15 protein-coding genes are annotated in these 18,707 nt (G+C 60.8%); 13 read left to right on the top strand and 2 right to left on the bottom strand.

Features of this window, described 5'->3' with window-relative positions:
* The first annotated feature begins 222 nt into the window (after positions 1 to 222).
* From gcbA to IF189_RS03160, 12 genes are all read left to right on the top strand, one after another.
* Positions 223 to 1,893: a diguanylate cyclase GcbA gene (gene gcbA / locus IF189_RS03215; RefSeq protein WP_085711233.1), complete on the top strand. Its 1,671-nt coding sequence runs from the start codon at positions 223 to 225 to the stop codon at positions 1,891 to 1,893.
* A 51-nt stretch (positions 1,894 to 1,944) separates the two neighbouring features.
* Entirely contained in the window at positions 1,945 to 3,891 is a 1,947-nt protein-coding gene (locus tag IF189_RS03210; RefSeq protein ID WP_134825344.1) for a methyl-accepting chemotaxis protein, read from the top strand.
* 174 nt (positions 3,892 to 4,065) lie between these two features.
* Positions 4,066 to 4,521, top strand: coding sequence for a type II 3-dehydroquinate dehydratase (gene aroQ, locus IF189_RS03205; protein ID WP_065260261.1), 456 nt, complete (start codon positions 4,066 to 4,068; stop codon positions 4,519 to 4,521).
* A 24-nt stretch (positions 4,522 to 4,545) separates the two neighbouring features.
* Complete coding sequence (gene accB / locus IF189_RS03200; RefSeq protein WP_064379210.1) at positions 4,546 to 5,016, top strand: acetyl-CoA carboxylase biotin carboxyl carrier protein; 471 nt, start codon at positions 4,546 to 4,548, stop codon at positions 5,014 to 5,016.
* 17 nt (positions 5,017 to 5,033) lie between these two features.
* Positions 5,034 to 6,392, top strand: a complete 1,359-nt coding sequence (gene accC / locus IF189_RS03195) for an acetyl-CoA carboxylase biotin carboxylase subunit (RefSeq protein WP_085711231.1) — start codon at positions 5,034 to 5,036, stop codon at positions 6,390 to 6,392.
* A 166-nt stretch (positions 6,393 to 6,558) separates the two neighbouring features.
* The gene (gene prmA, locus IF189_RS03190; RefSeq protein WP_085732735.1) at positions 6,559 to 7,437 is read left to right on the top strand and encodes a 50S ribosomal protein L11 methyltransferase; all 879 of its coding nucleotides are present in this window, start codon (positions 6,559 to 6,561) and stop codon (positions 7,435 to 7,437) included.
* 30 nt (positions 7,438 to 7,467) lie between these two features.
* Complete coding sequence (locus IF189_RS03185) at positions 7,468 to 8,739, top strand: DUF3426 domain-containing protein (protein ID WP_134825343.1); 1,272 nt, start codon at positions 7,468 to 7,470, stop codon at positions 8,737 to 8,739.
* A 185-nt stretch (positions 8,740 to 8,924) separates the two neighbouring features.
* Positions 8,925 to 9,935 (top strand): tRNA dihydrouridine synthase DusB, encoded by a 1,011-nt coding sequence (dusB, locus tag IF189_RS03180; protein ID WP_134825342.1) that lies wholly within the window; start codon positions 8,925 to 8,927, stop codon positions 9,933 to 9,935.
* Complete coding sequence (gene fis, locus IF189_RS03175; protein ID WP_003186237.1) at positions 9,932 to 10,252, top strand: DNA-binding transcriptional regulator Fis; 321 nt, start codon at positions 9,932 to 9,934, stop codon at positions 10,250 to 10,252. The genes dusB and fis overlap by 4 nt, the downstream gene beginning before the upstream one ends.
* An 82-nt stretch (positions 10,253 to 10,334) precedes the next feature.
* On the top strand, positions 10,335 to 11,942 hold the full coding sequence (gene purH, locus IF189_RS03170) for a bifunctional phosphoribosylaminoimidazolecarboxamide formyltransferase/IMP cyclohydrolase (RefSeq protein WP_192552800.1): 1,608 nt from the start codon (positions 10,335 to 10,337) through the stop codon (positions 11,940 to 11,942).
* 154 nt (positions 11,943 to 12,096) lie between these two features.
* Positions 12,097 to 13,389 (top strand): phosphoribosylamine--glycine ligase, encoded by a 1,293-nt coding sequence (gene purD, locus IF189_RS03165; protein ID WP_192552799.1) that lies wholly within the window; start codon positions 12,097 to 12,099, stop codon positions 13,387 to 13,389.
* Between the two features lie 102 nt (positions 13,390 to 13,491).
* A complete protein-coding gene (locus IF189_RS03160) occupies positions 13,492 to 16,269 on the top strand; it encodes a hybrid sensor histidine kinase/response regulator (protein WP_192552798.1) in 2,778 nt (925 codons plus the stop codon).
* On the opposite strand, the gene IF189_RS03155 is transcribed toward IF189_RS03160, so the two are convergent.
* A complete protein-coding gene (locus tag IF189_RS03155) occupies positions 16,270 to 16,980 on the bottom strand; it encodes a hypothetical protein (RefSeq protein WP_134825339.1) in 711 nt (236 codons plus the stop codon).
* 61 nt (positions 16,981 to 17,041) lie between these two features.
* Complete coding sequence (locus IF189_RS03150) at positions 17,042 to 17,836, bottom strand: hypothetical protein (protein WP_134825338.1); 795 nt, start codon at positions 17,834 to 17,836, stop codon at positions 17,042 to 17,044.
* Between the two features lie 253 nt (positions 17,837 to 18,089).
* Between IF189_RS03150 and IF189_RS03145 the strand changes: the two genes are divergently transcribed.
* Positions 18,090 to 18,686 (top strand): MarC family protein, encoded by a 597-nt coding sequence (locus tag IF189_RS03145; RefSeq protein ID WP_134825337.1) that lies wholly within the window; start codon positions 18,090 to 18,092, stop codon positions 18,684 to 18,686.
* Positions 18,687 to 18,707 lie beyond the last annotated feature (21 nt).

Below are 18,707 nucleotides of genomic sequence, written 5' to 3'. Positions count from 1 at the left end.
CAAATTGCATGAAGTTTCTTCACAAAGAATGGGAAAGGTCCTGAACACCCCCGTTTCACGGGGACTTCGTCGACGCCAGGGTTCCAATAAAAACCCATCGGTCAGAAACTGAATGGTGACGCACCGCAGATTATTGACGTACGACACTCATGTAACCGGAAAGAGGTGCTAGCATAGAGCCACCAGTCGATCTCAGCATGCACCCTAACTAGTAGTCAGGATATGACCGAGCCAGAAGACCCCAGCCGTGAGCGCCTCAAGCACCACTTTGCCCAGCGGGTAATTCATCAGGCACGTCAGATTCTTGAGATATGGCAGCGCCTGCAACGCAGTGAGTGGTCCACTGCCGACCTCGCCGAACTGAGCGAGGCCAATCTGCGCCTGCTGCGTTTTGCCGAGCGCTTCGAACAGCCCGAGCACACCCAACTCGCCCACCACATCAGCCAGTCGCTGGAAGCGGTGGATGCCAATCGCGGGCGCCTGAGCAGCGGCCTGATCACCGACCTCAACCGTTTGATGCAGCGCCTGTCGCGCACCGGCCTGCGCCATGGTGACCAGCTCGACCAGACCTTTCTGCCGCCCCTGCGCAAACCGATCTACGTGATGCTTCAGGATCACGACCGCGCCGAACGGCTGGCCAAACAACTGGAATTTTTCGGTCTCAGCGCCCAGGCGCTGGACAGTGTGTCGGCATTCCGCTCGTCGATGGTCGAGCGTCTGCCGGCCGCGATCGTCATGGACGTGGACTTCAGCGGCGCCGGCGTCGGCCTGAAACTCGCGGCCGAAGCCCAGCAAGGTCTGGAAGAACCGTTGCCGCTGCTGTTCTTCAGCCTGCACGAAACCGACACCCCGACTCGCCTCGCCGCCGTGCGCGCCGGCGGTCAGGAGTTTCTCACCGGCACCCTCGAAGCCTCGAGCCTGCTGGAGAAAATCGAAGTCCTGACCTGCGTTGCCCAGTACGAACCTTATAAAGTGCTGATCATCGACGACTCCCGCGCCCAGGCGATGCACACCGAGCGCCTGCTCAACAGCGCCGGGATCGTCACCCGCACACTGATCGAACCGATTCAGGCGATGGCCGAGCTGGCGGACTTCCAGCCGGACCTGATCATCCTCGACATGTACATGCCGGCCTGCACCGGCACCGAACTGGCCAAGGTCATCCGTCACAACGACCGTTATGTCAGCGTGCCGATCATTTATCTGTCGGCCGAAGACGATCTGGACAAGCAGCTCGACGCCATGAGCGAGGGCGGTGACGATTTCCTGACCAAACCGATCAAGCCGCGCCACCTGATCACCACTGTGCGCAACCGCGCGGCACGGGCGCGCAATCTCAAGGCAAGGATGGTGCGCGACAGCCTCACCGGCCTGTACAACCACACACACATTCTTCAGTTGCTGGAAGACTGCTCGTTCCGCGCCCGCCGCGAAAACAAGCCGTTGAGTTTTGCGATGCTCGACATCGACCACTTCAAACGGGTCAATGACAGCCACGGCCATCCCATGGGCGACCGGGTGATCAAGAGCCTGGCGCTGTTCCTCAAGCAACGACTGCGCAAGACCGATTTCATCGGCCGTTACGGCGGCGAAGAATTCGCCATCGTCATGCCCGACACCGATATAGAAGCCGCACACAAAGTGCTCGACGAAATCCGCCAGCGCTTTGCCGAGATTCACTACCCGGCCCAGCCACAGGATCTGTGGTGCACGTTCAGCGCCGGGGTGGTGGAGATGCACGACGACTCCGACAGCCTGATGATGGCCAGCCAGGCCGACGAGGCGCTGTACCGCGCCAAAGGTGAAGGCCGCAATCGGGTGCAGACCGCGCGGGACTCAAAGCAAAGTGCCACTTTTTCACCGGAATCCACCGATTCGGTCATAACCCTGTAACAGAACCGCAATAAATTCAGGCGCTTACCATTACTGCCGTTGGTAGCCGTCATGCGCCTGAAGTTGCTCACCAATCTCAACACGCTGTTGCTGGTCGCCGTCTGCGTGGCCCTCGGCGCCACACTATGGTGGTCGCAAAAAGCTCTCGAACGCCCGTATCTGTTGATGGAGCGCTACCTCGGGCTGTCCCAGCAATTTCAGAATGAAGTCGCGCGTAATGTCGAAGACTACCTCGGCAGCGGCGATGCCTTGCGCCTGAGCAGTGCCAGCCAGGCCATCGACAGCTTGCAGAAAGAACTCGGCGAACTGCCACCGGCGCTGGCCGAGACGCTGCGTCCGAGCCTGTCGGGCCTCGAAGAATTCAGCAAGACCGACCTCCTCGCTGCCGGCAAACTGGCCGGCGATCCTCAGGCGTTGCTGCTGCAGGCCGAGCGCGAACTGAGTGCCAGCCTCGATCAGCTCAGCACTTATGCCGGCGGCAACGTGGCGTACCTGACACCGTTGCTCGCCGCGTCTCAGCATTTGGGCAAGCTGTCGCTGGCCCGGGACAAACTGGTCAGCAGCGGGCGCAGCGAGCTGGCCGCCGATGTCGAACGCGAAGTCACCAACATCCGCACCCAGGCCCAGGCAATCGACGCCCTGCCCTTGCTCGGCGTGGTCGCCAGCAGCGAATCCGGTAACGACGATTTCGCTTCGATGATGGGCATTGAAAGCACTGAAAAGGCAGTCGCCGAAGACGCCGGCGTCGGCCTCAAACGCGACCTCAACAGTCTGCTCAATCGCTACCCGGCGGAACTGGCACGTACCCGCGACCAGATCCAGAAACGCACCGACCTCAGCACCGCGACCCACCAGAAAATCGCTGCCGTACAACAAGCCATCGCCGGACTCGAACCGGTGGTGCGCGCCCAGCATGGCCAGATCCAGAGCGAAGTGCGTCTGATGCAAGGCGTGATGATCGGCCTGATCCTGTTGATCGCCCTGTTGATCGACACCTTGCAGCGACGTCTTGCCCGTACTCTGACCAATCTTGCTCCGGCCCTGTCGACCTGGGCCGAAGGCGACTTCAGCCGCGATATCCATCTGGGCAAGACCAACCGCGAATTGCACGACATCGAAGCCTCGCTCAATCGCCTGCGTGCCTATCTGGTGGATCTCGTCGGGACGATTCGCGGCAATGCCGAACAAGTGGCGGGCAGCAGCCGCACCCTGGCGGAACTGAGCAACGACTTGCACAGCGGCGCCGAACATCAGGCCGGCGATACGGCGCTGATCCGCGACTCCCTCAGCGAACTGGAAGCAACCATCCAGCAAGTGGCCGGCGATGCGCGTCAGGCTGCGGATGCCAGCCATCACGCGGGACAGGCTGTCGAACATGGGCAAAAAGTCATCGGCCTGAGCCTCACCGGCCTGCATGCACTGGTAGAAGAAGTGCAAGGCAACGCGCAGATGATCGAGCATCTGGCGGAAGAGTCAGCCACCATCGGCGGCGTGTTGACGGTGATCCGCTCGATTGCCGATCAGACCAACCTGCTGGCGCTGAACGCGGCAATCGAAGCCGCTCGCGCCGGGGAAATGGGTCGTGGTTTTGCCGTGGTGGCCGAAGAAGTCCGCTCACTGGCGCAACGTACCGCCGGCGCCACCGCAGAAATCCAGACTTTGATCGCCGGCCTGCAAACCGCCGCCCGACAATCGGTCGAAGGCATGCGCGCCCAGGTCGAACACGCCGAAGCCACGGCCAATCAGGCGCAATCGGCGGACGGTGCGCTGGACAAGATCGTCGGTGCAATCCAGACCATTTCCGACACGGCGGTGCGCATTGCCGATGTCACCGCGCAGCAAAGCGGCGCGGTCAGCGAAATCCGCGATCACAGCGAACGGATTCACCAATTGGGTGGGGATAACCTGCTGCGCATCGGTGAAGGACGCGAACAGGGAGAGAATCTGCTGGTATTGGGCGGGCAACTGCATACAGCGGTGCAGGCATTCCGCGTCTGATCGCGATTGTGACGGGTTTGGCGGTGTGAATGACCGGATCTGATCACTCAGTCACATATTTCGCGCAAACATCGGAGATCGTGCTGGCTATTGCAGAGAACTGGACAGTCACAAAGTCTTTGCGGCATAGTCGCCGGGTTCTGACGAGGCTCACCCATAACAAGGAACACGCAGATGGCAACGCTACTGGTGCTGCACGGCCCCAACCTGAACCTGCTCGGCACCCGGGAACCCGGGACCTACGGGTCGACCACCCTGGCGCAGATCAATCAGGATCTGGAACGCCGCGCCCGTGAAGCCGGCCATCACCTGCTGCACCTGCAAAGCAATGCCGAATACGAATTGATCGACCGTATCCATGCCGCGCGCAGCGAAGGCGTGGACTTCATTCTTATCAATCCGGCAGCTTTTACGCACACAAGTGTCGCATTACGTGACGCGCTGCTGGGAGTGAGCATCCCATTCATCGAAGTGCATTTGTCCAACGTGCACAAACGCGAACCTTTCCGCCATCACTCTTACTTCTCCGACGTAGCGGTGGGAGTGATCTGCGGCCTTGGCGCCAGCGGTTACCGACTGGCCCTGGAGGCTGCACTAGAGCAGCTTGAACAACAAGCTATACGCCCCTGACCGACCCTTGGGAGTTGATGATTCATGGATATCCGTAAAGTTAAGAAACTGATCGAATTGCTGGAAGAGTCCGGCATCGACGAGCTCGAGATCAAGGAAGGCGAAGAGTCCGTACGCATCAGCCGTCACAGCAAGACTCCGGCGCAGCAGTACTACGCACCGGCTCCGATGCAGGCTCCGGCCGCCGCACCTGCCGCTGCTGCCGCTCCGGTTGCCGCTGCAGCCGCTGCTCCAGCTGCCGCTGCTGCTCCAGCGCTGAACGGCACCGTTGCCCGTTCGCCGATGGTCGGCACCTTCTATCGCAAATCTTCGCCAACCTCGCCGTCCTTCGTTGAAGTCGGCCAGACCGTGAAGAAAGGCGACACCCTGTGCATCGTCGAAGCCATGAAGATGATGAACCACATCGAAGCTGAAACCAGCGGTGTGATCGAGTCCATCCTCGTCGAAGACGGCCAGCCGGTTGAGTACGACCAACCGCTGTTCACCATCGTTTGAACTGCGGAGAGCCTTTGATGACTGCGAAGTTGGAAAAAGTTCTGATCGCTAACCGCGGTGAGATCGCCCTGCGGATTCTGCGTGCCTGCAAAGAGATGGGCATCAAGACCGTCGCCGTTTACTCCAAGGCCGACAAAGAGCTGATGCACCTGGGTCTGGCAGACGAATCCGTCTGCATCGGCCCGGCTTCTGCCGCGCACTCCTACCTGCACATCCCGGCAATCATTGCGGCTGCTGAAGTGACTGGCGCTACCGCCATTCACCCAGGCTACGGTTTCCTCGCGGAAAACGCCGACTTTGCCGAGCAGGTCGAGAACTCCGGCTTCGCTTTCATCGGCCCGAAAGCCGAGACCATTCGCCTGATGGGCGACAAGGTATCGGCCAAGCACGCGATGATCGAAGCGGGCGTTCCAACCGTTCCAGGCTCTGACGGCCCGTTGCCGGAAGACGAAGAAACGGCGCTGCGCATCGGTCGCGAAGTCGGCTATCCGGTGATCATCAAGGCCGCCGGCGGCGGTGGTGGTCGCGGCATGCGCGTGGTGCACAAGGAAGAAGACCTGATCGCCTCGGCCAAACTGACCCGCTCCGAAGCAGGCGCGGCGTTCGGCAACCCGATGGTCTATCTGGAAAAATTCCTGACCAACCCGCGTCACGTCGAAGTGCAGGTTCTGTCCGACGGCCAGGGCAACGCCATCCATCTGGGCGACCGTGACTGCTCGCTGCAGCGCCGCCACCAGAAGGTTCTCGAAGAAGCGCCGGCACCGGGTATCGACGAGAACGCGCGCAAGGAAGTCCTCGCTCGCTGCGTCAAGGCGTGCATCGACATCGGCTACCGTGGCGCCGGCACCTTCGAGTTCCTGTACGAGAACGGTCGTTTCTACTTCATCGAAATGAACACTCGTGTTCAGGTGGAGCACCCGGTTTCGGAAATGGTCACCGGTATCGACATCGTCAAGGAGATGCTCAGCATCGCCGCTGGCAACAAGCTGTCGTTCACTCAGGATGACGTGGTTATCCGCGGTCACTCGCTGGAATGCCGGATCAACGCTGAAGATCCAAAGACCTTCATGCCGAGCCCGGGTACGGTCAAGCATTTCCACGCTCCAGGCGGCAACGGCGTTCGCGTCGACTCGCACCTGTACAGCGGTTATGCGGTTCCGCCGAACTACGACTCGCTGATCGGCAAGCTGATCACTTACGGCGCCACCCGCGACGAGGCCATGGCACGCATGCGCAATGCCCTGGACGAAATCGTGGTTGACGGGATCAAGACCAACATCCCGCTGCACCGTGATCTGACCCGTGACGAAGGCTTCTGCAAAGGGGGCGTGAACATTCACTACCTTGAGCACAAGCTGGCTGGCGACAAGCACTAAGCTCAAGCCCGCACATGACAAGGCCGCCTTCGGGCGGCCTTGTTGTTTCTGCAGGTTTCATCTGCTCACACATTCCCCGCTCCCACAAAACCGTCGCGCTCGCGTAAACTTGCGCGCTTCTCGCAGGCCGCTAGGCTGCAATCAATCTTTTTCACAGGTGCCCGCCATGCCTTGGCTGCAAGTCCGTCTCGCCATCAGCCCAGAACAAGCCGAAACCTACGAAGACGCTTTCCTTGAAGTGGGCGCCGTTTCGGTGACCTTCATGGACGCCGAAGATCAGCCGATCTTCGAACCGGAACTCAATACCACCCCGCTGTGGGCGCACACCCACCTGCTGGCCCTGTTCGAGGGTGGCACCGAAGCCGCCCCGGTACTCGCCCATCTGGAACTGCTGACCGGCAGCCCTCTGCCCGAGCATCACAGCGAAGTCATCGAAGACCAGGACTGGGAACGCAGCTGGATGGACGGTTTCCAGCCGATGCAATTCGGCCAGCGCCTGTGGATCGTGCCGAGCTGGCACGCCGCGCCGCAGCCTGATGCAGTCAATCTGCTGCTGGATCCGGGCCTGGCGTTCGGTACCGGTACCCACCCGACCACCGCCTTGTGCCTGGAATGGCTGGACGGCCAGGATCTGAAAGACTGCAACGTGCTGGACTTCGGCTGCGGCTCGGGGATTCTGGCCATTGCCGCCCTGCTGCTCGGCGCGAAAGAAGCGGTCGGCACTGACATCGACGTGCAGGCGCTGGAAGCTTCCCGCGACAACGCCGGTCGCAACGGCATTGCCGACGAGCTGTTCCCGCTGTATCTGCCGGAAGATCTGCCACAGGTCAAAGCCGACGTACTGGTGGCCAACATCCTGGCCGGCCCGCTGGTTTCCCTGGCACCGCAACTGTCTGGTCTGGTCAAGTCCGGTGGCCGTCTGGCGCTGTCCGGGATTCTCGCCGAGCAGGGCGAAGAAGTCGCCGCCGCCTATGCGCAGGACTTCGATCTTGACCCGATCGCCAATCGTGATGGCTGGGTGCGCATCACTGGCCGTCGGCGCTAGAATGACCGCCTGCTCAATCCGGATCGCCGCATGACCGACAGCTTCGTCACCCAGTGCCCGCATTGCCAAACCAGTTTCCGCGTCAGCCACACTCAATTGAGCGTGGCCCGCGGGGTGGTTCGTTGCGGCTCCTGCCTGCAAGTGTTCAACGCCGCCAAACAGCTGCTTGAGCAACGCGCAGGCAAGGAAGCAGTCACGCCGGTAGCGCCAGCCATTGTCGAACCGGCACCGCTTATCGAAGCGCCGGTCGTCGCCAGGGAACCCGAGCCAATCGAACCGCCCGAACCTCGCGCCATCAGCCAGAAGCAGTGGAGCGCGGCCGAGCTGGATCTCGACAGCCTTGATCTGGACGAAGAACTGGCCCGCCTCGAGCAGCGGGAAATCCAGCCGACCACCGAATTCGGCCGTGCACGCGAGGAATCCCTCAGTGCTCGCCGCGACAGCCATGAACCGGAAGACGAGCCATGGTCAGGCAGCCTGTTCAGCGAACCGGCGGACGAGCGGACCATCGAGTCTGAACACACAGCCGAAACGGTCGACTTCGAACCGGCAAAACCGGAACGCACCGAGCCTTCGCTGTCGCTGGAACCGGTAGACCTCGACGACGAGCCTCCCATTCCGCAACTGCGCCTGCACGATCCGATCGATCCTTCTGCCCGCCATGAGCGCCTGTCGGCCAGTGAAGACGTCGACGACGATCTGCCTGCAATCGAACCTCCACGCAAAAAGCGCGAACGTGACGAACCCGGCGTGCGCGCCGAGGTTCTGCAGGACCTGACCGACGATCCGTTGCAACTGGACTGGCAAAAACGCCGCTCGCCCTGGGGCCGACGCCTGCTGTGGCTGTTGCTGGTATTGCTGGCTGCCGCCGGTCTCGCCGGCCAGTACATCGCCTATCACTTCGACGAACTGGCCCGCCAGGACCAGTACCGCCCGTGGTTCCAGCAACTGTGCCCACAAGTTGGCTGCACGGTGCCGTCCAAGGTCGATATCGCCAAGATCAAGAGCAGCAACCTGGTAGTGCGCAGCCACCCGGAATTCAGCGGTGCGCTGGTGGTGGACGCGATCATTTACAACCGCGCCCCGTTCTCGCAACCGTTTCCGCTGCTGGAGTTGCGCTTTGCCGACCTCAACGGCCACCTGATCGCCAGTCGCCGCTTCAAACCCGGTGAATACCTCAACGGCGATCTCGAGGGCATGGCGGAAATGCCGCCGCAGACGCCCATCCACATCGCTCTGGACATCCTCGATCCGGGACCGAAAGCGGTGAACTACAGTCTGAGTTTCCACTCCCCCGAGTGAAACACTTCACCGCTCCAGGATTGACGGCAGTTTTCTGACTTTGCCCTGCACGACCAAACCGCAGGCAATAACGAAATGACTGTTCAGATTTTGTTCAATTCAGCCTTTATCCAGTCATCGAGAGCGGGTATCATGCCAACCCTTTTTCGAACTCTCATGATCCGGCCCCACTTCAGGGAAGTCCTATGTCGGCGGTACGCATCGGCCCATATACATTGCAGAACGGCTTGATCCTCGCCCCCATGGCGGGCGTCACCGACCAGCCCTTTCGTCAGTTGTGCAAGCGATTGGGCGCAGGGCTTGTAGTCTCGGAAATGGTCACCAGCGACATGAGCCTGTGGAACACCCGCAAGTCACGCATGCGCATGATCCACGAAGGCGATCCCGAGCCACGCTCGGTACAGATTGCCGGTGGCGACGCGCAGATGCTGGCGGATGCGGCCCGGGCCAACGTCGAACTGGGCGCACAGATTATTGATATCAACATGGGTTGCCCGGCGAAAAAGGTCTGCAACAAGGCCGCCGGCTCCGCGTTGCTGAAGGATGAAGCACTGGTTACCGAGATCCTGCGCGCCGTGGTGGCTGCGGTTGATGTGCCGGTAACCCTGAAGATCCGCACCGGATGGGATCGCGACAACAAGAACGGCCTGACCGTGGCGAAGATCGCCGAGCAGGCCGGGATCACGGCGCTGGCGGTGCATGGCCGCACCCGCGCCGACCTGTACACCGGCGAGGCCGAGTACGACACCATTGCCGCGATCAAGCAGGCGGTGTCGATTCCGGTCTTTGCCAACGGCGACATCGTATCGCCGGAAAAGGCCCGCTACGTGCTCGACGCGACCGGTGCCGATGGCCTGTTGATCGGCCGGGCCGCCCAGGGGCGGCCGTGGATTTTTCGTGAGATCGAACACTTCCTGCGTACCGGCGAAAAACTGCCGGCGCCGGAGCTGTCCGAGGTGGAACGCATTCTGCTTGAGCATCTGGCTGCCCTCCACGCCTTTTATGGGGACGTGATGGGCGTACGCATTGCCCGAAAGCATGTGGGCTGGTATCTCGCAACCTTGCCGGGCGCCAAGGAGTTTCGCGCCCGTTTCAATCGTTTGGATGGTACGGAAACACAATGCGCCAACGTTCGGGAGTTCTTCGCCGAACGTTACAAGAGCCTGACAGGGGACGGAGAAGGGGTGGCCGCATGACGATGATGACCGAGACTTTAGTGAGTGGAACAACACCCGTGAGCGACAACGTGAATTTGAAACAGCACCTCAATACCCCGAGCGAAGAAGGCCAGACCCTTCGCGGGAGTGTCGAGAAGGCGCTGCACAATTATTTCGCCCACCTTGAGGGCGCAGCCGTCACGGACGTGTACAACCTGGTGCTCTCCGAAGTCGAGGCTCCCCTGCTCGAAAGCGTGATGAACTACGTCAAGGGCAACCAGACCAAGGCCAGCGAGCTGCTCGGACTCAACCGCGGCACGCTGCGCAAGAAACTCAAGCAGTACGATCTGCTGTAAGCATTCAATCCAACCAGAAAGGCGCCCGCGTAAAACCGGTCGCCTTTTTTGCTGACTTCCCTTGCTTTTGATGGAAATTGAGATGACCGACCAGACTACCCGCCTGCCGATCCGCCGCGCCTTGATCAGTGTTTCCGACAAGACCGGGATCCTCGAATTCGCCAGGGAGCTGGAAGCCCTGGGCGTGGAAATCCTTTCCACCGGCGGGACCTTCAAACTGCTGCAGGACAACGGCGTGGCCGCAGTGGAAGTCGCGGATTACACCGGTTTCGCAGAAATGATGGACGGTCGGGTGAAAACCCTGCACCCGAAAATCCACGGCGGGATCCTCGGTCGTCGCGGTATCGATGACGCAATCATGAACGAGCACGGCATCAAGCCGATCGATCTGGTAGCCGTCAACCTGTACCCGTTCGAAGCCACCATCAGCAAGCCAGGCTGCGACCTGCCGACCGCCATCGAGAACATCGACATCGGCGGCCCGACCATGGTCCGTTCGGCGGCGAAAAACCACAAAGACGTGGCCATCGTGGTGAATGCCAGCGATTACGCCAACGTCCTGGAAAACCTCAAGGCCGGCGGCCTCACCTACGCCCAGCGTTTCGACCTGATGCTCAAGGCGTTCGAACACACCGCCGCCTACGACGGCATGATCGCCAACTACATGGGCACCGTGAACCAGGCTGCCGAAACCCTGAGCACCGAAGGCCGCAGCGAATTCCCGCGCACCTTCAACAGCCAGTTCATCAAGGCCCAGGAAATGCGCTACGGCGAGAACCCGCACCAGAGCGCGGCGTTCTACGTTGAGGCCAAGCCTGCCGAAGTCGGCATCGCCACCGCCACCCAGCTGCAAGGCAAAGAGCTGTCGTACAACAACGTGGCCGACACCGACGCCGCGCTGGAATGCGTGAAGAGCTTCGTCAAACCGGCCTGCGTGATCGTCAAACACGCCAACCCGTGCGGCGTGGCCGTGAGCCCGGACGCCGAAGGCGGCATCCGTCAGGCCTACGAACTGGCCTACGCCACCGACACCGAATCGGCGTTCGGCGGCATCATCGCCTTCAACCGTGAGCTGGATGCCGAAACCGCCAAGGCGATCGTCGAGCGTCAGTTCGTCGAAGTGATCATCGCACCGAGCGTCAGCGCAGAAGCCCGCGAAATCGTCGCTGCCAAGGCCAATGTGCGCCTGCTGGCCTGCGGCGAGTGGTCGGCGGATCGCGTTCCGGCCTGGGACTACAAGCGCGTCAACGGCGGCCTGCTGGTCCAGAGCCGCGACATCGGCATGATTGGCGCCGACGACCTGAAAGTGGTGACCACGCGCGCCCCGACCGAACAGGAAATCCACGACCTGATCTTCGCCTGGAAAGTGGCCAAGTTCGTCAAGTCCAACGCCATCGTCTACGCCAAGAACCGTCAGACCATCGGTGTCGGCGCCGGCCAGATGAGCCGCGTGAACTCGGCGCGTATCGCCGCGATCAAGGCTGAACACGCAGGTCTGCAAGTTGCCGGTTCGGTCATGGCGTCGGACGCGTTCTTCCCGTTCCGCGATGGCCTGGACAATGCGGCCAAGGTCGGTATCACTGCGGTGATCCAGCCAGGCGGTTCGATGCGCGATGCTGAAGTGATTGCTGCTGCTGACGAAGCCGGTATCGCGATGGTGTTCACCGGCATGCGCCACTTCCGTCACTGATAAACCGATTCAAATGTGGGAGCTGGCTTGCCAGCGATAGCATCCCCTCGGTTTGACTGATGAACCGAGTCGCCTGCATCGCTGGCAAGCCAGCTCCCACAGAAAAGCGCCCCCGCGGCGCTCAACAGAATTAGCGTCATCCGAGGTTTTTGAAATGAATGTTTTGATCATTGGCAGCGGTGGCCGCGAACACGCCCTGGCCTGGAAAGTGGCTCAGGATCCGCGCGTGCAGAAGGTTTTCGTCGCCCCGGGCAACGCCGGCACCGCGATTGAAGCCAAGTGCGAAAACGTCGCCATCGACGTGCTGGCTCTCGAGCAACTGGCTGACTTCGCCGAGAAGAACGTCTCCCTGACCATCGTCGGCCCGGAAGTACCGCTGGTTGCCGGCGTCGTCGATCTGTTCCGCTCCCGTGGCCTGGACTGCTTCGGTCCGACCGCCGGTGCCGCGCAGCTGGAAGGCTCGAAAGCCTTCACCAAGGACTTCCTGGCTCGCCACAAGATCCCGACCGCCGACTACCAGAACTTCACCGAGATCGAGCCTGCCCTGGCTTATCTGCGTGAAAAAGGCGCGCCGATCGTGATCAAGGCCGACGGCCTGGCCGCCGGCAAAGGCGTGATCGTCGCCATGACCCTGGCCGAAGCCGAAGACGCCGTGCGCGACATGCTCGCGGGCAACGCCTTTGGCGACGCCGGTTCCCGCGTCGTGATCGAAGAGTTCCTCGATGGCGAAGAAGCCAGCTTCATCGTCATGGTCGACGGCAAGAACGTCCTGCCGATGGCCACCAGCCAGGACCACAAACGCGTCGGCGACGGCGACAGCGGCCCGAACACCGGCGGCATGGGTGCCTACTCCCCGGCTCCGGTTGTCACCGCCGACGTGCACCAGCGCGTGATGGACCAGGTGATCTGGCCGACCGTGCGTGGCATGGCCGAGGAAGGCAACGTCTACACCGGTTTCCTGTACGCCGGTCTGATGATCGACAAGGCCGGCAATCCGAAGGTCATCGAGTTCAACTGCCGATTCGGCGATCCGGAAACCCAACCGGTGATGCTGCGCCTGCAGTCGAGCCTGGTGTTGCTGGTCGAAGCGGCCCTGGCCCAGGCGCTGGACAAGGTCGAAGCGCAGTGGGATCCACGTCCGAGCGTCGGCATCGTGCTGGCGGCCGGCGGTTACCCGGGCGACTACGCCAAAGGCGCGCCGATCAACGGTCTGGACGCAGCCGCCGCACTGGAAGGCAAGGTCTTCCACGCCGGCACCGCGCTCAAGGACGGCAATGTCGTGACAGCCGGTGGTCGGGTCCTGTGCGCTACCGCCATGGGCGCCAGCGTGGGTGCTGCCCAGGAGCAGGCTTACAAGCTGGCCAAGGCCATCGACTGGGAAGGCTGCTTCTACCGCACCGACATCGGCTACCGTGCCATTGCCCGTGAACGCGGCGAAAACCGCTAATAAGCTACGCTGTGTTTCCGGCAAGGGCCCTTGGTCCTTGCCGGACTGTTCCGACGCTGCGCATCGTTATATTCTGGCATCAACCTACGAAGGGATTTCGCCGTGCGCTGGCTCAGGATTGCCATAGGTTTCACCGTCACACTGTTGACCTTGCTCTGCATGCTCCCGGCCCAGGCCGCGCAAGGCAGTGGCTGGTCGGTATTGCTCGACGATCAGGGCAACCTCCAGCTGAGCGACATCCGCTCCGCCCGCTACACCAATCAATTCAGCCCCATCGAGCTTGACCGTCTCACCGCGGCCGAACCCGACGGCGCGTTATGGCTGCGCTTCAGACTGGCCCCCGGCAAGCACGAACAAGTGCTGCGGATCTTCGCCCCCGACCTGTCACACCTCAACCTGTATGTGCTCGACGGCGACCGGCTGATCGAACAGCGGGAAACCGGCACCACCCAGGCTCAAGCCGAACGGCCGCTGCCCAGCAGCGACTTCCTGTTGCCGTTACCGCAAAGTGACAAGTCTCTCGACGTCTATCTGCGACTGGTCTCCGACCACCAGTTACGCCCGTACATCACCCTGCAATCGGCGGTGATGGGCGCGGCCAACCATAACCAGACGCTGATCTACGGTTTGCTGTTCGGCTGCCTCGCCATGCTGATCCTGCACAACCTGATCCGCTACGCCTACACCCGTTCGCGCAGCAGCCTGTGGCTGGCGGTGTGTGAAAGCCTGCTGAGCCTGAGCCTGTTGCTGTTGCTCAACCTCGCCGGCCCCTGGCTGCCGAACTGGCATGCGATCCAGACCCCCGGCGCCTACCTGGCCCTGCTGCTGACCGCACCGGCCGGCCTGATGTTCGCCTACCGCTTCTTTGCCCCGCTCGGCCCTCATCCGCTGAACAAGCTGCTGCTGGGCGACATCCTGTTCATCGTGATCTGCAGCCTGCTGCTGTTGTTCGTCAACACCCTGCCGCTGAACATCATCACCTACGCGCTGGTGGCCCTGGCCGGGTTGAGCATGTTGCTGGTGGCGTTCTATCACTGGCAGAAAGGCTACCGCCCTGCCCGCTTGTTCGTCGCCGCCATGGTGGTGTTCAACATCGGCACGCTGATCATCCTCCCGGCCTTGCTGGGGCTGACCCTCGTGGCGCCGCAAGGCCTGATCATGACCCTGATGGGTTTCATCTGCATCAGTGGCCTGCTGATGAGCATCGCCCTCGGCGAACGCCAGCGCAGCATCACCGAAAGCCGTTTCAGCATCAGCCGCGACCTCGCCGCGAGCAACGCCGAGATCAATGCCAAGGCCGAGTTCCTGGCCAAGATCAGCCACGAGATCCGCACCCCGATGAACGGCGTGCTGGGCATGACCGAACTGCTGCTCGGCACACCGCTGTCGGTCAAGCAGCGCGACTACGTGCAGACCATTCACAGCGCCGGCAACGAACTGCTGACCCTGATCAACGAGATCCTCGACATCTCTCGCCTCGAGTCCGGGCAGATCGAGCTGGACGACGTGCAGTTCGACCTCAACGCGTTGATCGACGACTGCCTGAGCATCTATCGCGCCAAGGCCGAACAGCAGAACGTCGAGCTGATCAGTTTCATCCAGCCGCAAGTGCCACGGGTCATCAGCGGTGACCCGACCCGTCTGCGACAGACACTGCTGAGCCTGCTGGAAAACGCCCTGAAGAAAACCGAAGAAGGCGAAGTGCTGGTGGTGGTCGCCCTCGATGAGCGCAGCACCAAACCACGCCTGCGCATTGCCGTGCAGGACAGCGGCCAGCCGATGGACCAGGAAGAACGTGATGCGCTGATGCACGCCGAGCTGCACAGCAAGCACTTCCTGTCGGCCAACCGGCTGGGCGGCAATCTCGGGCTGGTGATCGCACGGCAACTGATTCGCCTGATGCAGGGCGAGTTCGGCATCAAGAGCGGCGCCACCCAGGGCAGCACGCTGTGGCTGACCCTGCCGCTGGACCCCGATCGCCTGGAGCATCCGACCTCCGATCTCGACAGTCCGCTGCAGGGCGCGCGGGTACTGGTGGTCGACGACAACGACACCTGCCGCAAAGTGCTGGTGCAACAGTGCAGCGCCTGGGGCCTGAACGTCAGTGCGGTGCCGTCGGGCAAGGAAGCGCTGGCCCTGCTGCGCACCAAGGCGCACCTGCGCGACTATTTCGACGTGGTCCTGCTGGACCAGAACATGCCTGGCATGACCGGCATGCAACTGGCGGCCAAGATCAAGGAAGACCCGAGCCTGAACCACGACATCCTGCTGATCATGCTCACCGGCATCAGCAATGCGCCGAGCAAGATCATCGCACGCAACTCGGGGATCAAACGCATCCTGGCCAAACCGGTGGCCGGCTACACCCTCAAGACCACGCTGGCCGACGAACTGAACCAGCGCAACCGCGGCCAGGCCGTATTCCAGCCGCAACCGACCGGCCCGGCCACGACCGTCAAGGTCCCGAGCGATTTCCGCATTCTGGTCGCCGAAGACAACACGATTTCCACCAAAGTGATTCGCGGCATGCTCGGCAAGCTCAACCTGCAGCCAGACACCGCCAGCAATGGCGAAGAAGCCTTGCAGGCCATGAAGGCCCAGCGCTACGACCTGGTGCTGATGGATTGCGAAATGCCGATCCTCGATGGCTTCTCCGCCACCCAGCAACTGCGGGCCTGGGAAGTCGGCAATCAGCGCATCCGTACGCCGATCGTCGCACTGACCGCGCACATCCTCGCCGAACACAAGGAGCGTGCGCGCCAGGCCGGCATGGACGGGCACATGGCCAAACCTGTGGAACTGTCGCAACTGCGCGAGCTGATCGAGCACTGGGTGGCCCAGCGTGATCAGCAAAATCGCAGCACCGCACGGACGTCCTGATCAGCGCTTGACGCCGACCTCTGCCCCTGGCTTCCCGGGCATTGGCCGGATCAGCTCAGCGAACGGCTCCAGGCGCTTTTCCAGCACGCTTCGGATCGGCTCCTGCAGTACGGCCGACATATCCGCCTGGAAAAACTTTTGTTCGACGACGCCCTGCACATCGGCCGATGTGAAGACCCTGGAAAACGGATTGACTGCACCGCCCTCTGAAGACTTCAGGGTGATGTACACCGCGTTCAGACGAGGCCCCGGTTGCGCAACAACGACCAGAAAACGGAGCAGGTCAACCGGCCCGGCCTCGTCATCCGCTGCCGGTACAGGTTGCTGGATCCTCTCCCGAAGAAACCCGATCAGCGGATCTGCCGCCGGTAAACCGGCAATGCCCTGCAGTAGCGGCAGCCATTCACGGGCATCGACATCATCGAGCGACTTCTCCAGCAGCAAGGTCATCCAGTCCATGGCCGACGCCGTGGCGCCCACCGGCGGGGCGAAGGTGTCCCATGCCACTTTCCGCTGCAACCAACTGTCTTTCAAAACTTGCTGCCAGATCGAATACCAATCGACCGGGCTGGATTGAAGCCATTTCCGGGTGGCTGCCAATTGTGCAAACAAGACGGAGTGCTGAACGTCTTGCTGTTCCTGGGCGGACATTCCTGACGGCAGCAAAACCAGTGCGCCCGCATTGGCATAAGCCAAGTATTGCGTGTTCATCCATACCTCCGGCACAGGAAATAGATGGCGATGATTCACACCGCCATCTGTTTTTATTGAATCAGATTTCCCACTCGCTGATCTGCTTGACCGCACGATCGCCCAACTTTCCAGCAATAATGGCGCGAGTCTTTTCAATGATTGACGGCACCATGGTCATATGCGACTCACCACGGTACAGATCAACGGAACTGCTATCCCAATTAACGAACAGCACCTTGGTCTGATTGGTACGATTGATAAATCGAACAGAACCCAATGTCAAAACAACTTCCTGACCATCGGTTTCAAGGCAAGAGCCCACGGCAAAACCGCCAGTGCCTTTTTCTTTAATGTTCTGATCGAATACTTTCAATGGTTTATCCGAACTTTGCAGCGAGGCCATCGCATCGCCGGCGACTTTCAGCAACAGTGCCGACGTCGGCCCCGGCACAGCAGCTGCAGCGACTGCCGAACTCAGGATCTTCAGGGCCAACTGGTCCATGGTAAAGCTTTTACCCGAGGCGCTGGTCGAGTCGTAGTAACGCTTCAGGACGATCCAGCCAGCGTCCTGCATGACCGTAAGGAACGTTTGATACCACTCCTTGCCCTGATTATCGGCGGGGTACTTCTTGTTCGCCGCCAGCGATGCAAACAGATAAGTATTGAGCACATCTGCACGATTCTGATCGGACATCCCCGAAACAAAAGACAGAATCGCATCACCCACCACCGAAGCCCGACTCGGCTCTTCAATATCAAAAGCCATCACAGCGGAAGCACTGCGAGAGTTGATAATGATCTTTTCTGGCGTTACATCATAAGAACTCAGACGCTCCAGACGATCGGCGATGGTAACAACAGCATTATTTTCCATTACTTACATCCTTAATTTAATTTTTTCAGCGAGCCCTTCCTGAGCCCGCAAAACAAAACTACACAACAGAAAACCAACTAACAAGCCAACAACCATTACCAATAGATAACAACATAAAGTCACAACAGCACTCGCCTTAAAACAAACAACAGCAACTTCAAAACTTCCACTCACTTATCCATAACGATCTTGCCCACAGACTGTGCGGCGCCTGATAGACTCCTTTCAACTTCCGCCCGCGCGAGTTCTAACCATGCTCCATGTGTTGTTCAGCGTTTACCTGAAGATGCTGGTGCTCTACAGCCCGTTCTTCGTGTTGTCGTGTTTTATCAGTCTGACCCGTGGCTACTCGCGCAAGGAGCAACGGCGCCTGGCGTGGAAAGTGGCGATCGCCACGCTGGTTTCCAGCGTGTTGCTGTATCTGTTCGGACGGATCATTTTTGATGTGTTCGGCATCACGGTGGATGCTTTTCGTATCGGCGCCGGCAGCGTGCTGTTCATCTCGGCGCTGGGCATGGCCCAGGGCAAGTCGGCGGTGCAGGCCGACAATGTGCAGCAGGACGTGACCATCGTCCCGTTGACCATCCCGCTGACGGTCGGCCCCGGCACCATCGGTGCGCTGCTGGTGATGGGCGTCAGCCAGCCGCATTGGGATGACAAGCTGATCGCGATCATGAGCATCGCGCTCGCCAGTTTTACCGTCGGCGTGGTGTTGTATCTGTCGAATCGGATTGAGCGGATTCTTGGCGATCAGGGTTTGCAGATCGTCAGCCGGCTCATGGGATTGTTTGTCTGTGCACTGGCTGCGCAGATCATCTTTACCGGGGTCAAAGGCTATCTGGTGCCTTGAACCCGGAAACGAAAAGACCGT

Origin of the sequence: Pseudomonas sp. IzPS59, assembly GCF_014863505.1 — a bacterium.
GTDB lineage: Bacteria > Pseudomonadota > Gammaproteobacteria > Pseudomonadales > Pseudomonadaceae > Aquipseudomonas > Aquipseudomonas kribbensis.
Note: the sequence above shows the minus strand (reverse complement) of the source record. Positions and strands in the feature narration are given on the sequence as shown.